Origin of the sequence: Enterococcus sp. DIV1368d, from assembly GCF_050542975.1 — a bacterium.
GTDB classification, from domain to species: domain Bacteria; phylum Bacillota; class Bacilli; order Lactobacillales; family Enterococcaceae; genus Enterococcus_D; species Enterococcus_D casseliflavus.
Window position 1 is genome coordinate 1,740,620 of sequence record NZ_CP172939.1, and the last position, 16,690, is coordinate 1,757,309.

At 36.8% G+C, this 16,690-nt stretch carries 14 protein-coding genes; 11 read left to right on the top strand and 3 right to left on the bottom strand.

The window, feature by feature from the left end; translation table 11 throughout:
• The first annotated feature begins 298 nt into the window (after positions 1–298).
• The 11 genes from IGJ44_RS08040 (at position 299) to IGJ44_RS08090 (ending at position 14,479) form a co-directional block, all read left to right on the top strand.
• On the top strand, positions 299–1,756 hold the full coding sequence (locus tag IGJ44_RS08040) for a response regulator transcription factor (RefSeq protein ID WP_167827295.1): 1,458 nt from the start codon (positions 299–301) through the stop codon (positions 1,754–1,756).
• A 151-nt stretch (positions 1,757–1,907) separates the two neighbouring features.
• On the top strand, positions 1,908–3,215 hold the full coding sequence (locus IGJ44_RS08045; protein WP_430606534.1) for an ABC transporter substrate-binding protein: 1,308 nt from the start codon (positions 1,908–1,910) through the stop codon (positions 3,213–3,215).
• 18 nt (positions 3,216–3,233) lie between these two features.
• Positions 3,234–4,124, top strand: a complete 891-nt coding sequence (locus IGJ44_RS08050) for a carbohydrate ABC transporter permease (RefSeq protein ID WP_167827293.1) — start codon at positions 3,234–3,236, stop codon at positions 4,122–4,124.
• 2 nt (positions 4,125–4,126) lie between these two features.
• Complete coding sequence (locus IGJ44_RS08055; RefSeq protein ID WP_016609493.1) at positions 4,127–5,014, top strand: carbohydrate ABC transporter permease; 888 nt, start codon at positions 4,127–4,129, stop codon at positions 5,012–5,014.
• Between the two features lie 668 nt (positions 5,015–5,682).
• Positions 5,683–7,062, top strand: a complete 1,380-nt coding sequence (locus tag IGJ44_RS08060; protein ID WP_430606536.1) for a glycosyl hydrolase family 28 protein — start codon at positions 5,683–5,685, stop codon at positions 7,060–7,062.
• Positions 7,063–7,342: 280 nt separating this feature from the next.
• Positions 7,343–9,385: a glycosyl hydrolase 115 family protein gene (locus IGJ44_RS08065; protein WP_205821436.1), complete on the top strand. Its 2,043-nt coding sequence runs from the start codon at positions 7,343–7,345 to the stop codon at positions 9,383–9,385.
• Between the two features lie 66 nt (positions 9,386–9,451).
• A complete protein-coding gene (locus IGJ44_RS08070; RefSeq protein WP_430606538.1) occupies positions 9,452–10,258 on the top strand; it encodes a hypothetical protein in 807 nt (268 codons plus the stop codon).
• Positions 10,221–11,237, top strand: a complete 1,017-nt coding sequence (locus tag IGJ44_RS08075; protein WP_430606540.1) for a sensor histidine kinase — start codon at positions 10,221–10,223, stop codon at positions 11,235–11,237. The genes IGJ44_RS08070 and IGJ44_RS08075 overlap by 38 nt, the downstream gene beginning before the upstream one ends.
• Positions 11,238–11,496: 259 nt before the next feature.
• Positions 11,497–12,600 carry a hypothetical protein gene (locus IGJ44_RS08080; protein WP_430606542.1) on the top strand — a complete coding sequence of 368 codons (1,104 nt, stop codon included), beginning with the start codon at positions 11,497–11,499 and terminating at the stop codon, positions 12,598–12,600.
• On the top strand, positions 12,597–13,796 hold the full coding sequence (locus tag IGJ44_RS08085) for a Tat pathway signal sequence domain protein (protein WP_430606544.1): 1,200 nt from the start codon (positions 12,597–12,599) through the stop codon (positions 13,794–13,796). The genes IGJ44_RS08080 and IGJ44_RS08085 overlap by 4 nt, the downstream gene beginning before the upstream one ends.
• Positions 13,790–14,479, top strand: a complete 690-nt coding sequence (locus tag IGJ44_RS08090) for an ABC transporter ATP-binding protein (protein ID WP_167827288.1) — start codon at positions 13,790–13,792, stop codon at positions 14,477–14,479. Before IGJ44_RS08085 ends, IGJ44_RS08090 begins: the two co-directional genes overlap by 7 nt.
• A gap of 174 nt (positions 14,480–14,653) precedes the next feature.
• On the opposite strand, the gene IGJ44_RS08095 is transcribed toward IGJ44_RS08090, so the two are convergent.
• The 3 genes from IGJ44_RS08095 to IGJ44_RS08105 form a co-directional block, all read right to left on the bottom strand.
• On the bottom strand, positions 14,654–15,154 hold the full coding sequence (locus IGJ44_RS08095; RefSeq protein ID WP_010748304.1) for a hypothetical protein: 501 nt from the start codon (positions 15,152–15,154) through the stop codon (positions 14,654–14,656).
• A gap of 226 nt (positions 15,155–15,380) precedes the next feature.
• On the bottom strand, positions 15,381–15,884 hold the full coding sequence (locus IGJ44_RS08100) for a GNAT family N-acetyltransferase (protein ID WP_086295329.1): 504 nt from the start codon (positions 15,882–15,884) through the stop codon (positions 15,381–15,383).
• A gap of 137 nt (positions 15,885–16,021) precedes the next feature.
• Positions 16,022–16,675: a GntR family transcriptional regulator gene (locus IGJ44_RS08105; RefSeq protein WP_167827287.1), complete on the bottom strand. Its 654-nt coding sequence runs from the start codon at positions 16,673–16,675 to the stop codon at positions 16,022–16,024.
• Positions 16,676–16,690: the final 15 nt, after the last annotated feature.

The window sequence follows — 16,690 nt, forward strand, 5'->3', positions numbered from 1 at the left end:
TATCAGGATGAAGGTGCTAAGTGAGGGTAATTTTGGCTAAGTTATATCATCTATACAATAAGAATGGGGTCGAAACGGTAGTTTGAATTTAGGTGATTTCTACTTGAAAAAATTATGCTTAATTGTCATTTAGCTTAAACGAATAAAATTAATAAAAGATAGACCTTCTGAATAAAGTATTTTATAGTATGATATTGAATGAAGGAATGTCCATCATATGACGGATTCCTTTCATACATTTGTAGAATCTATCAAGAAAAATGAAATCGTTTTAAATAAATCGAGAGGAGAGTGTTCTATGAATAAAGCAAAATTGATCGTTATTGACGATGAGAAAGTTAATGCTGATGGCGTCGCTAATTTAGTCAACAATTGTCAGCTCCCAATTGAGGTTGTCGGAGTCTTTTATTCTGGAATTGACGCTAAACACTACTTAAAAAACAATCAAGTGGACTTGATGATCACAGATATCCAAATGCCCGAGGTTACTGGATTAGATTTATGTCAACTAATTCACGAAAAAAATCCTCAAGCAAAAACGATTATTTTTACAGGTGTTGCGACCCTTGATTATGCAAAAAAAGCCATGCGTTTTGGTGTCAAACACTTTATTTTTAAACCTGTTTCGCCTATTGAACTTCAAGATAGTATTATTGATTGTTTGAATGATTTGGCAAATATACAAAACAATCAACTTTTGCTTTTGAAAGAACAACTCAATCATATCATTTTAAATAATGAAGAAACATCAGAAACGCTACCTGAATTCTCACTCATTATGTTTGAAGAACAGTTTGCCGACCGTCTTCAACCCGTTATTACCGCTCAATTAAGAAACAGTCAATGTTTATTTACATCTACAAATCTTAAAGGGGTTCAACTTTTCTATCTATTTCAAATCGAAGAGCTATCATCTATTTTATGTGGAATAGAGAGCTTTGATATACGATGCGTTATTTTTACAGCGGAAAAACAAAGACCCAGTATGATCACTAGTACCTTCAAAAAAGGGCAAATTAGTTTGGAAGATCGATTTTATTTTGACAAACTAACGATCATAGATGAATGTGATGTGACAGATAAAAATTATATAGGCTCAAAACGAATTCCTGAATTCCAGCCCTTGATTGATCTAATTAGGGATAATGAGTATACCAAAGCGAGGGAATTCTGCGTTGAACTATTGGAGCATTGTCGAGACAAGAAGGTACCAGCTCAAGATTTGAAAGATCGATTTTTATCATTTGTAAAAAAGGTTATCAATGAATTTGATTTTGACGATACAAAAGGGTACATAAATTTTTTAAATCAAATCAATGAAGTCACTTATTATTTACAATTGGTGGATCTTCTGGATGATTTATTAGACCGTGTGTCTAATTTAAAGAAAAAAGAGCAATTGAATGATACTATTTCAGCCAATATTAACTATATTCTTGAAAAGAACTATCATAATCCCGAACTTTCCTTGCGGTGGATCTCCAAAAATTTACTATTCTTGAATCCAGATTATCTTGGGAAAACCTACTTTAAAGAAACTGGTATGAAATTTAATGATCGGCTATTAGAGTTGCGCTTATCTAAAGGAGTTACTTTGTTGCAAAAAGGAAAAAAGGTTGCTCAGGTTGCTGAATTGATTGGATATGGGAATAATCCAGATTATTTTGGTCAATTGTTCAAAAAGAAGTATGGGGTATCTCCGAAACGCTATCAAAAAGATAGTTTGAACAAATCGGATAGGCTGATGAAATCATAAGTGATTTAAAAAAGAATTTTCACTATAAAGATCATAGTAAATAGAGAAAGTCTGATTTTTGAGTTTTTTCATCGACTTTCTCTATTTTTTTTGGTGAAAATATCGATTATCCTAATATTTGTAAACGATATCATGACAAGGGGGTAACAAAATGATTACAAAGAAAAAGAACTTGCTGATGCTGCTAGGGGTAGGTTTAACAGTTGGCACACTTCTAACAGGCTGTGGCAACAATTCTAATGGTAACAGTAGTGGGGATGATCAAGAAAATGTGACTATTCGTTTTTCTTGGTGGGGAAATGATGATCGCCATCAAGCCACTTTAGAAATGATTGAAAAATTTGAAGAACTGCATCCCAATATTTCTGTCAAAGCAGAGTATAGCGGTTGGGATGGGATTGAAGAAAAAATGGCAATCCAACTTGCTGGGGGAACAGAACCGGATTTAATGCAGATGAATTTTGACTGGTTCATGGTTTATTCTCCTGAAGGCGATGGCTTTTATAACTTAGAAGATTTAACTGAATATCTTGACTTATCAGGTTATTCGGAAGATTCTCTTGAACCTGGGAGGATCAACGGAAAGCTTAATAGTGTTACCTTCGGTGAGAATATCGGCGGTGTGGTTTACAACAAAACGACCTTTGATAAATTCGGTGTTCCTATTCCTGAAACTTGGGATGATTTAGTGGAAGCAGCGAAGGAATTTCCAGACGGCTACTATCCATTATCTGGGCTGGCTTTCCACCAAATTGCGCAGTACTTAGCTCAAAAATACGAAAAACCTATTTTTGATGAAGAAGGAAACTTGAACATGACTGTTGAGCAAATTCAAGAAGGTTTAGAGTGGAAACAAAGCATGGTTGATGCAGGTGTAATACCAACTCAAAAAGAAGTGATTGAAAACATTGGTAGTAACTCTGTTGCTACTGTAAAACAATTTATTGAAGGACAGTACGCGGGTCAAACGGAATGGATTCAAGGTGCTGCTAGCTTCAAAGAAGTTCTCGAAGAAAATGATCAAGAACTTGTAGTTGCGAAATACCCTAAAATTGATGCCAATCATATAGAAGGAGTAATCACTCAACCAACAATGTCATTTTCGATTAGTAAAAACACCAAGCATCCGGAAGAAACTGCAAAACTATTGAATTTCATGCTGAATGAAAAAGACGGGGTTCTTGCAATGGGAACTGCTAGGGGAGTCCCTGGTAATCAGAAAGCCATTGATATTCTCAAGGAAGCAAATATGATTTCTGATTTTGAACAATCGATCTTAGACGTTATGGCTGATACAAAAGGAATTTATCAAGGACCTTACTTCACACAATCCACTTTAACGGCTATCTACACTGACGTTCTTGAACGCTATGGTTTAGAGGCCATTAGTTCTAAAGAAGCTGCGGAGTCACTGGTTCGCCAAGTAGAAGCAGCCATTGAAACCATGAAAAAGGAGTAACTTAGGGGGAATTTAAAAATGAATGGAAAACACAAAAGAAATAGGATAGGGCTATTATATATTATGCCTTGGCTGATTGGATTAGTAATCTTCGTTATCTATCCATTCATTAGTTCACTCGTACTAAGTTTTACCAACTATAATTTGATATCAAAACCGACTTTTGTCGGTTTTGATAATTTTATTAAACTTTTTACGGATGATCCAGACTTTCTACAATCAATTTTAGCAACGTTTCGCTATGCCTTCTTCACCGTTCCGTTTCAGTTGATTTTTGCTTTGTTTATAGCATTTATCTTGAACTTCAAATTGAAAGGAATCAACTTTTTTCGTACCGCCTATTATATTCCGTCAATTTTAGGAGGAAACGTAGCGATAGCGGTTTTATGGCGCTTTTTATTTTCCGGTGATGGACTTATCAATCAATTGTTAACAACGATTGGTTTGGATCCTGTTGGCTGGCTATCTGAACCAGGGCCTGCAATGGCTGTCATTTCATTATTGAGAATCTGGCAATTTGGCTCTTCTATGGTTATTTTCTTAGCCGCACTTAAAGAAATACCAGTTGAATTATACGAAGCAGCCGAAGTTGATGGCGCAGGAAAATGGCGGATCTTTTTTAAGATCACAATCCCATTAATCACACCAACGATCTTTTTTAATCTAGTGATGCAGCTTGTTAACGCCTTTCAAGAATTTAATGCGCCATTTTTGATTACGAGTGGCGGACCATTAAAATCAACTTATTTAACATCGCTAATGATTTATGACAATGCCTTTCGTTTCTTCCAGATGGGCTATGCGAGTGCGATGAGTTGGGTCTTATTTATAATTATTATGATTTTTACCCTAGTTTTATTTAAGACATCGAATCGATGGGTTTACTATTCTGATGAAGGGGGCAAATAAGTATGGCATCAGAAATCAAAATGGATAGCTATAAGAAAAATGCTTTTGTGAAAAATAAGCAAAGAATCAATACCACCATTCGGTATACCTTACTTATCTCAGTAGCATTTCTAATGCTTTATCCAATTATATGGTTAGTCGGAGCGTCGTTTAAAACAAATGCAGAAATTTTCACCTCCATAAGTTTTATTCCGTCGAGCTTGGATTTTTCTTCCTACATTAAAGGGTGGGAAACTGGAACCCAGTTCACCTTTACGACATTTTTTATCAATACGTTTAAAATTGTCATTCCGAAAGTTCTTTTTACAGCCATCATGTGTCCAATTGTGGCTTATGGCTTTGCTCGATTTGATTTTCCTTTTAAAAAAATTCTTTTTAGTTTGCTGATCTCAACGCTATTTTTGCCGGGGGTCGTCACGCGAATTCCTTTATATATGTTGTGGAATCAATTAGGCTTTCTTGATAGCTATGTGCCATTGATCGCTCCCGCCGTTTTTGCACAAGAACCATTTTTTGTATTTATGTTGATTCAATTTTTAAGGGGAATTCCGAAAGAGTTTGACGAAGCCGCAACGATCGATGGGTGTAATTCTTTTCAAGTATTTACAAAAGTTTTATTACCCATTCTTCGACCGTCTGTTGTCACTATTTCCTTATTCCAATTTATGTGGTCAATGAACGACTTTTTAGGCCCATTGATTTACATTTCCAGTGTAGAGAAATTTCCTGTGGCAATTGCACTAAAGATGTCAATGGATGCTTCTAGTTCGATTGCATGGAATCAGGTAATAGCGATGTCGGTCATTAGCTTGTTGCCTTCGATCATTTTGTTCTTCTGCGCGTCTAAACAATTTGTGGATGGCATTTCAGCAGGAGGCATAAAAGGGTAAGGAGAGGAATTTATGGCAAAATATTTTGGGAAACTAATCAGTCCATCGACTATCGGTGCATTGATGGACGGGGTCTATCGGATCGTCAAATTGAATTTTTTGTTCAATTTGACGATTCTGCCTTGGATCATCCTCAACATTTATATTGCCTTTGTACCTGAAACTTTGTGGTTGTATATTCTTACTAGCATGTTTCTGTATCCAGCAATCAAGACTTTGTTTTGCGTAATTGAAAGCCCAATCTCTTTTAAGAGATATTTGTGGATTTGGAAAAAAAGTTTCTTTAAAGAGGTGAAACGAGGATTACTTTATAGCTTCCTTTTTTCGTTACTGACCATCAATATTTTTATTGCTTTTTCACAAGATCAATTTATCTACTATGCTCCAATTTTTTTGTCGTTATCGATGTATAGTTCAGTAGCGATTTTACACCTATTAGGCATGAATGAAAGCGGATTGAGTTGGAAAGATCAACTGAGAAGTTGTTTGTTTCGCAGTTTCCGATATTTCACTCATACGATGATTATATTTATCCTTTTTCTTACTTTACTTAGCCTATACTATTTTTTTCCTTATTTAAATTTTTTGTTTGCAAGTGCGATGATCCTGACAATGGTTCATTATATAAGCGATAAAAGCCTAAAAAAGTCTAGCAGAAAGGTGATTAAATGAGTTCAGAAAAATTCAACATTTGTTTTGCACCAGCAACACTTTCTGATGATCGGATATCGATCGTTTGGAAAAGTAAGCGCTCAGGTATTGCGGTTGCAACATATGATATCTTTAAAAACGGCAAGAATGTGGCGACACAAGAAGCAAAGAAAACCCATTATACCTTTAAAAATTTGATGCCTGAATGCAATTATCAGTTCCAAGTCATCGCGAATTTAGAAAATGGCAAAACTGTTTCTTCTGAGCTTTTATACGTGAAAACGTTAGATAAAAAAAGTGTGATTGATGTCACCGCTAGTCCATATTTTGCAGATCCTACTGGTGAAAAATGCTCAACGGAACGTCTTCAAAAAGCAATCAATGATTGTCCTAAAGGAGGAATTGTCCTCATACCAGAGAAAACGACAGTGTTGTCAGGGGCATTGCAGCTAAAAAGTGATATGACCTTTCAAGTAGACGGGACTTTACAAGGCAGTCTCGATCCAAAAGACTATACAATTTCACCAGATTCTGAATGTCCAGGCGAGTTCAATCAAGACGGATTAGTCCTTTCTCGCTACGAAGGATGGGAAATGTATTGCTACAGAAGTTTAGTTAATGCCGGGTGGTTAAATCCAGAAGATAGAAGGAACATTTACTGCCAAAATATACGAATCTGTGGCAAAGGTCGTATCGTTGGTGGAGGAAACTCTCTTGGTTATGCAATGCGAGAGATATACTCAGACAGTGAGCAATACCCAGAATACGAATCTGATGGTATACCCGGAAGAAGGACGAGAGGCCGACTTCTTAGTCTTATTCAGTGTAAGAACGTTCACATTACAGAAGTGACATTCGAAAACCCACCTTGTTGGACAATCCATATACTTTATTGCGATACAGTAACGACGAACGATATTTTAATCAGATCACGTGGTGTTGATAATGGGGATGGCTGGGATCCAGATTCTTCCAAAAATTTAATGATCTTCGATACGAGATTTGATACTGGAGATGATTGTATCGCTATTAAATCTGGAAAAAACCCAGAAGGAAATGAAATAGCTATACCAGCGGAAAAAATATGGATTTTTGATTTAGAGATGGTTGGTGGTAATGGCATGGCAATTGGTAGTGAAATGTCTGGTGGAGTAAATGATGTTTTGATTGAGAATTGCCTCATAAAAAATACAAATTATGGGTTAGATATCAAAGCGCATGGTAACCGAGGTGGGTTTATTCGGAATATCGAAGTTTTTAATTGTCAAATTGATGGTTGCTGTATCCATGAAGTTGCATATAATTCTGATGGTAAAGCGGATCAAGCATTACCGGTCATCGAAAATATTTCGCTCGTTCATTGCCAAATCACTGATCCCAATAAATCATTCTTTTAAAAGGATTTAGCAAAGGGAGTAGAGTTTCTTCTTTAAAAAACATTGTCTTGAAAGATATTATTCTATTCAATAGTCCGGATCAAAAAGCAAAAATTCAAGTAAACAACGTCGAGACATTAGCGCTTACTGATGTAAGACTAAGAAATGGCGGAAAACCATCGATCGAAGAACAGGAGTGAAAGGAAAAGAGGCAAATCAATTGTTTCTGAAGTGTTACTAAAATTTCGTCTGTAAGATTTAATGATAAAAAGTGTTTATACAAAATGAAACGGGTGATTACATGGAAACAACATTTTTCATTTCGAAAAATACTTCTGTCACGTCAAAACAGCTGGAAAATGAAGTGATTGGACATGCTTGCAAGATCTTGCAGCGTGACATTTCAACCGTTGTGACAGACACGAGGAAGGCAAATGAAATTGAATTGGTTTTACTTGATGAAAAAAATGAAAAGGATGATTTTCATATACTTTTCGTATCGCCAGATAAAGTAAAAGTGTGTGCTGAAACACCGTTAGGATTAATGTATGGGGTTCTTGAAATCTCTCATAAAATTTTAGATGTTCAACCCTTTTGGTATTTCATGGATATTCCTCCAATAAAAAAGCCATTTGTTGAATGGACAAATTTTGATTTAACATTGCCTGATTTTGCAACGGACTATCGGGGCTGGTTCGTTAATGATGAGTTGCTGCTGGATCAATGGGAAGATAATGGTTCAAATGAATATGTATGGGAACGGATTTATGAAACATTGTTACGTTTAGGCGGAAATGTCATCATCCCTGGAACAGATAAGAACAGTCATAGACATCGAGAAAGTGCGCAAGCGATGGGGTTGATCTATACACATCATCATGCCGAGCCACTAGGCGCTGAGATGTTTGCTAGAAGGTATCCTGGTTTGAAGGCTTCATACGAGGAACATTTTGAGTTGTTTCAGGAATTATGGAAAAAAGCCTTACACGAGCAAAAAGGTACCAAGGTTATCTACACACTTGGTTTTCGCGGACAAGGGGATTGTCCTTTTTGGGCAGAAGATCTCGATCGACAGTGGTCAGCAGCGGAAAAAGCAGCAGTGATCAACGAAATCGTCCATCTACAATATCAGATGGTTAAAGAAGTCGATCCTCATGCAGTATGTTCAATGAACATTTATGGGGAAATGACGGAATTATTTAATCTTGGCTTACTTGAGCTTCCAGATGATGTGATTGAGATTTGGGCGGATAATGGTTATGGCAAAATGGTTTCTCGTAGACAAGGGAATCACGATCCACGAGATGAGGTGCTAACAAACACACCAAAACCAAATCAATCAAGAGGAATCTATTATCACGTTGCCTTTCATGATTTACAAGCATCTAATTTCTTGACGATCTTGCCTAATAGCCCAGAATTTGTTTCTAGAGAGTTAATGGCGGTTAGAGAAGTCAAGATGGATAAGTTTGTCTTAGTTAATACAGGTAACATAAAACCGCATATTTTGTTCTTACAAGAAATAGCGAATTTCTGGCGAGCAGATTATCAGTTACGAACCAATCAAGAGATAATTTCAGAGCATGTAACACAATACTATCAAAATCAGCAAGAAGAGATCCAAGCTGTCTATGAAGCTTACTTTGAAGCGGTTATCCGCTATGGAACACATGAGGATCAAACCGCTGGGGACGAGTTTACCTGTTATTTGATTCGAAAAATTATTCAATCCTGGCTTAAGCAAGAAACAAAAATTCCGAGATTAGAATGGTTGACGGGTAGTCGGAAAATCAAGGAGCAAGTCACAGAAATTTTCTCTATGGTAGGAGAAAAGATAGCAGCCTGGGAGAATCTATTGCTGAGATGCCAGCAGATTACATTATCCCTTCAGGATAAACATGCGCAAAATGCTCGCTTTTTTAATGATATTTACCTCTCAGTAGCTGTTCAATGCAAAACATTAAAAGCACTGCTCCACTTGTTAGACGCTTATCAGATGCTTGATCGGGAAGAAATGGTCTTTGTATTTATAAAAGTTTTCGATGCGTTAGAAGAAATCCACCAATTAATTCAAATATTGAAGGAAAATCCTAGTGATAAATGGTATGATTTTTATGAAAACGACGGCTATACTAACCTAACATTGACAAAAGAGATGATCGAAAGTCTGTTGTCTTACATTCGCATCATTGGTGATGGTCCAGATCAAGACCAGTGGGAGAGAAAATATATTATGGACTCCACTGAATCAAGAGTTATGTTGCTTTCAAATACTAAAAAAGCGTTGACGGATGAAAAGTTAGCAAGAAAAATCAGAGTAAGTTTGCGAGATGTACGAAATTAGTTTTTCAAATAGACTTATGTGTTAGCTTTTCAAGTTTTCTTATTATAAAACAGCTGAGGATTGTACATGATAAAAAAATGTCGTGAATTTTACCATGATCTTTCATATCAAACCAAATTAAGCATTCTATTTTATGTTTTATTTTTAGTGGTAACTTTATTACTCCTCTTTATCGGATTATTTTTTATTAAGATGTTATCCACTGAAATTTATAATAATAATCAGGAAAAACTCTCGATTTTATCAATGAATGTAGAAAATGAATTAAATACGATTGCAAAGATTCCCACAGAAATTCATCGTAACGCCACAATACAGAATGCTCTGGAAGAGTCAATCAATACTGAGTTAGCCCTTTCCGACTTATCAAGTCTTCAACGAAAAGCCCTCAAAGAATTGAATTGGATAATCGCTGATAAACCTAATGTGAAATCAATTGAACTTCTAAATAATAAAAATGAACGAATTTCGGGTACTACTTCTCATGATCAGAATTTTTTTGACGGAAAAAGTCTGCTATCAATCGTAGAAGAGAGTCCTAGAACTGCTAACAGTGGCTCGTGGTATTTCGATAAAGAACTAAAAGAATCGGTGTTTGTTCAAACAATTTTTAGTACTCGGGGAAGCTCAAAGATGGCGCCAATCGGGACAGTGGTCATTTCTGTTAATACAATGTTTATTCAAAACTTTCTCAAAGAGTCACCTGTCTTTTCAAGAGAAGACTTCTTTGTTTTAATCAATGGCAAGTCGATTTCCTCAACAAATTGGGACGGACAGGAAAGCTTTCTGCCTTTTATTCAACCCAAGGCGGGGCAGGCGAGTCGTGAGAATAAATATGAAATTGGAAAAATCAATGGGAACAATGTCTGCTAATGCTAGAATAGGTCAAAATGAAATTACATTTTATTACTTTATTCTGAACCATTTGCTCGTTGAACAATTAGTCAAAGCTGAAATTTTTATTATTATTACAATCATTTTTGTATTTAGTATCAGTATTTATTTCGGGAAACGCTACTTACAAAATCTGATTGATCCTATTAATCGTCTAGCAAAGCAAATGAAAAAATTCAACGGGGAAGCAGATTTAAATGATTTAAAAACTATTTCTCAGTCAACTAGCGGTCCAATCCGTTCTGATGAAATCGGTGTTTTATATGCGAGCTTTAATAAATTGATCCATCAAATCGAAGAACTAGTGATCAACGATTATCAGTCAAAGCTATTAACTAAGGAAATGGAATACAAATTTCTTCAGGCTCAGTTAGATCCACATTTTCTTTACAATACACTGAATTCGATCAATTGGATGGCTTTAGGCAAAGGCGAAACAGAAATTTCTGAGATGGTCACTTCCTTAGCGTTTCTCTTTCGAAATAAATTGGATAGTGGGGACTCTTTTTGGTCTTTACGAGAGGAAATGGAAGTAATCCAAGCATACCTTAATATCCAATCTAACCGTTTCGATACCAGATTGATTTTCAAAAGCGATATCCGAGATGATGCCTTTCGGGTTCGAGTGCCAAAACTAATCATACAGCCTCTCATAGAGAATGCCGTGAAATATGGTGTAGAAAAAGTTAATCGCCCTGTCACTATTCTTTTGAAAATTGTTGTCCAAGAAACTACCATAAAAATAGCTGTGAGTGATGATGGTCCGGGATTTGAAAAAAGCAAAGATTCTACAAACCATTCGACTGGTTTAGGGCTTGAAAATATCCGTTCAAGAATTCAACTTGTGTACGGAAAAAAAGCAACTCTCAGCATTCATTCTAAGGCCTACGACAACACAACAGTCACTATTTTACTGCCCAAGGAAATAGAGGATAGGAATATAGGAATAAGTGACTAAGGAGAATCGAGTCATTCAAACCATTGACATTTATTTGTCTTTGGTTTTTTTCGTTCAAAATGTGTTGACTGATGAAATAGAAAATATTAAGGTTAAAATAGCTTTTTATATAAAATACAAAGATGAAAGTTTTTAAATGTGATGAAAATGCTTTGGTTTATCTTTAACTTAGACTAAAAAAATGGACTTTAATTCATCAAGCTTTTTGTAGAAAGTAGTGATGTTGAAGTTTATCTATGGAAATCATAAGGAGCGTCTTTTGAAAAACACCTTACTCTTTTACCTAAAATTAGAAACAAACAGCCTAAAGCATCGCTTTATAGTAGTATTCTTGCTGTTATTGCCGCTATTTTTTGTTTTCATTCAAAAAAATGTGACAGAAACAGTCGCAGCTATTGCTCAGGCACGACTATCATCTATCGATATCGCCTTGCAAAGTTATCAAAAAATTGATTTGACCGATGTCGAGAATACCGATGAGCGTTACCTTAGTCTTATCGATCAATCCAACGCTTTAGCAACCATGACACAATCTGCTATGTTAGAAAATCGCCAACGGTATCTGTCTGCCAGTATAGATTATGGTGAAAAAATGGAAACGTTCTATGAGCAATATGCCGCTGAAAGTGACCAATCCCTGTTTCCAAAACAGGCAAAAGTGGTTCAAGAAACAAGTGAGTTCACACAAGTACTTGCCAAAAGCAACGAATTTCATTGGAATCAGCAAGGATTTAGTGACTACTGGAAAACCGTCTTTTTACTCTATGGCGCACTACTTTTTTATTTGAATGTTTTCTGGTCAGCAGATCTTTTTCTTTCAGAAGTGAAACGACCGCAGTTTTCCAACAGCTTACCTTTTAGAAAACGAGACCGAATTTTTATTCCTATCATCATTCGACTGGTAATTTGCACCATAGGGACCAGCTTGCTTTTGATCAGTGCTGTTTTTTGTTCTTTCTTTTTTGATCATGTTGATTTTTCATATCCTTTTGCCTATTGGTTGCGGGAAATTCAAGCAGTTGAATTTCTTCTCTTTTTGCTCTTGTATTTTCTGATGACGATTGTCATCACTGGCTTTGCCATTTGTTTGACCTCGTTCATTTTTACTGTAACGAAAGACGTCTTACAAACCTGCTTACTTGCTAGTTTACTTGGGGCATTACCGCTGATTGTTCCTAGTCGGATCTGGCTGCTTACACCATTTCAATTTCTGAATGTCTTCCAGCTGCTTCAAGGAGACTATGCTTTTGCCAGTGATTGGTCATTCTATTCTTTTTATTTCGCTCTGATCCTCTTGCTCATCTATACGGTCGCTCTTTTTTGGTTGACCACACAACGATTGAAAGAGGGATTAAGGAAATGAGTATCTGGATGTTCGAATTAAAGCGACAGTTTCGCCAAAAAAGAACATATGTCTCTTTTTTCCTGCTTTTCTTCTTAGGTGTCTACTATACATTGCAGGTCGCATCCACTTTCGAGCCGATCGATAAAATCAATCGACCTGTTATCAACACCAGAGTTGCGGAAAGACAGACATTTCTAGAAAATACTACTGTGGATGAAAATACTCACTTTTATGTTCATTATGCGCTGAGTGTATTTCCGATTTGGAACAAATGGGATCAAATGCGATTAGCAGCGATCGATGATCATGATTGGCGGCAATACGCTGAAGCCACGAGTGAATGGTATCGATTTTCTGACGAGCAGCTATTCGCAAACGATATTGGGGTTCTACGTTACGACATTCCTTATTATTTAAACAATAATCCGAATGCAAAAATCGATGGACAATACGACTATCAAAAAAATATCTTGAAATATCAGGAATTTGCCCGCTATGAGGGGGAGGTGACAGCACAAGCCTTGGAGGAAAAAACGGCTTTGCAGGCATTGCTCAGAAGCAGTGAAACGATCTTGCCAATGGCTTTGCTTTTCTTTTTCATTTTAGGAATTAGTGATAGTTTTACACGGGACCAAAAACATGAGACACTGCTTGCGACATTTCCATTGCGCAAGTCTCGCAGATTTTTAGCCAAAGCTGCAGCTGGGTTAGCGTATGGACTCAGCTTGCTTTTACCAGTCATGGCTTGCGTTTTTCTCTATAGCTTTACCCATGAAGTTGGGCGCTTAGATTATCCAGTGGCGGTTTATTGGACGAGTAGTATCGAAGTGAATTTTGTTTTATCGACGTTGGGAAACGTGTTGCTTCGTTGCCTTGCTCTCTATGTGTTGTTCCTGATTCTTGGTTTTCTATTTGCGTTTTTACTAAATAAGTGGTTTTCTTCTCAGATTATTAGTGCGATGTTTTCATTGCTGCTGCTTGTTTCCAGTAATTTTTATCTGGTTCGAGGTGGCGGAGCATACAATAGCTGGCATTTTTTCCCCACTTCTTTTGTTAGTATTGGGAAGGTCGTATTGGGGAGAAGCTGGTTTGATTATTATGATCCTCGGATGCGTTTTGATTTCGGAGTCAGGGTCTTATTAGCCTGGATCGTTCGTTTAACGGGTTTGCTTCTGCTTACCTATCTGATTGAAGGGAGACGAAAAAAATGTTGAGCATTCAGAATTTATCCGTCAATTTTGGAGATAAGCAGATCCTAAAAAATATTTCCTTTGAATTGCCAGAAAAGGCGATTATTGGTTTAGTAGCGCCAAATGGTACTGGCAAGACCACAATGATGAAAGCAATCCTGGGACAAGTACCGTGCTTTTCTGGTGAGATAACATTAAACGGCGAAGATTTCACTTCGCTAAAGAAAAAAAGCCGTTTATTAGAAAATGTATCTCTATTACCAGATCAAAGTGAATTGTTTGAGGAATTTACCGGTATTGAACATCTTGAGCTATACAAAAGTATTTGGAAGTCATCAAAGAAGGTTGAAACGATCATTGCTCTGCTACAAATGGAAGATTATGCAAAAAACCGCGTAGCGACCTATTCATTAGGCATGCGTCAGCGGCTCTGTTTTGCGATGCAAGTAATCGGGGATACGTCATATATGTTCATGGACGAAGTGATGAACGGACTGGATCCTACCAATGTTTTATTGGTTTCGACTATTTTGCAGCAGCTGGCTGCAGAAGGAAAAGCGATCATGGTTTCTTCTCATATTTTGTATAATTTGGAGGAGATCTCTCAGCAGATCTTATTTCTGAAAGATGGGGTTATGTTTGAATACAATGATCCTAAAAAATCATTGATGGAAAAATATCAGGAGATTTATGTGAAGGACCAATAATAAAAGGACAACCGGCAATTAAAAAGAGAGAAGCAAAAGACAACTCTTTTTTGCTCTCTCTTTATTCATTTTGTTCTTCGAAAAATGAAAAACATATCCAACTATTCGGTTCTGGGGATGTTGAAATCCGCAAAACTTTTTAATAGTAACTTTGAATCATTAAGAACGGATGATTTAGTAAGGATTTCCCGATGAGTCGGTATCGATCACAGCGCCTTCAGGTGTTACTCGGAAAAATCCTATTGTCCCCGATCCGCCTTGATTACGAATCGAAATGCTTGTACCCCGGAAAAGATAATCAGCACCAACCATCCCGAAAAATGCGAATGTATAATCGTCATTTTTCATTTCTGGTCTAGCGGCATACAGCATTTCTAATGCTTGATCTTCCATAGAAAGCGTAGCGTCAGCATTCGCTTGTGTATTTGAATCAGTCGCAATATCTGATGATTGGATTTGTGTGTTCTGTGTAACAGATGATTGGCTGGGAATTGTTCCAGTTGTTGTTTCAGCTATTGATTCATTTGTAGAAGAGGAACTGGAAAGAGTACTTTCACTTGTAAGCGAAGTGCGAGTAGTGCTTTCTTTGGTTGATACACTATCCGAGGTACCTGTGCTACAAGCTGCAAGACCCAACATTGAACATAAAAAATAGGCAATAAATATTTTTTTCATGTATTTTCTCCTTTTAAGTAAAATTATACCAACTTATTTCTTTTATCTTAATAATACATCTATCTCATTCTAATTACTAGTAAATAGAATGAAGAATCTCAGATTTTTTTTACTATGTCTCATTTGCTTAAACAGTATTCTCGCTTCCTCAGGTTTCACAAAGGAAATGATTATCGAGCTCTTTAGACGAAAAAGAGACCATTACAGATCGAAGTGATCTCTTTTTTTATTCATTTCGTTTCAGTTCTAAAACCATATTAAACCAAGGGACATTTGCGTGCTGTGAAGCAGAAAGACCTTCTAAACTAAAACCGTGTTTTTTGTAGAAAGGGATCAATGGCTCCAAACAGGTCAATGTAATTCCAGTTCTTTGCTGCTCCTTACACTGCAGGATAAGTTGCTTCAAAAGTTTTCCACCAACCTTCAACTGTCGATACTCGGGTGCAACAGCTAAACTAAGAATGCTTTGATAACCGCCAGAAGGAGGATTTAGACTGGTTTTTTCGAATAGTTCATCATATAAATACCGCTCCTGGATAATCGGTCCAACAACATAGCCAATCGGTTGATCGTCGTTATTGATTGCAACCAAAAAACTATCTTTAATGATTGAAATACGCTCTTTCATCGCTTTTTCTGATGCTGCCTCATCTACCGTAAAACTAGCTCGCTCAATTTCCATTATAGACTTAAGGTCTTGTAATAGCGGGGGGCGAAAAGAAATGTTCATGTGTGCTTCTCCTTAATTTTCCTAATAGACGGACTGATTGCTTATCAAAAAACTCACATTCAAACATATAGCAGAAACGAAAGCGCTGGTTCATCTTGTCTAGTCGCTATAGTTTATCAGAATAGACGTTTTTCTACTTAAATCAGCTGTTGATAATTCGCATCGATCGTTTCTATTAAATGGGTGATATGGGCAACGACCGCTTTTTGAGCAGCACTGCCATCATTTGCTTTCAGCGCTGCCAATATCTGCTGATGTTCTTGGATCGATTGCTCAATTCGTCCGGGAACGAGATTCGTTCGAAGCTGCAATCGCTGCAATTGTGTTTTGATTTGTTTGACTAAGGCAACTGCCTCCTGATTCTCTGAGGCACGATAAATAATTTCATGAAACTGTTGATTGCATTGTGAATACCCTTTCAGATTATTGGAGGCTGCAAATTCCTTCATTTGCTCAATCAGATCTTCAAGTGCTTTGATATCGGAGGTAGAAATCGTCTTGGCGGTCCGACGCAAAATCGCACCTTCTAGAACCTCCCGAATTTCCAAATAATTCTTGATTTCCTGCAATTCAAAGGCTTTAATTTTTGCTCCTTTGTTTGGTTCCAAAATAACTAGATTCTCTTGTTCAAGCTTAAGCAACGCTTTTTTTATGGTATTACGGCTGGCACCAATACTTTGTGCTAAATCGTTCTCAATTAATTTCTGAGAAGGATGAAAACGTCCATCCATGATGCGCGTTTTTATATATTCATAGGCTTTATCAACGGGTAATGCTGCTTTTTGTTCCATCTCTTCACCTGCTTT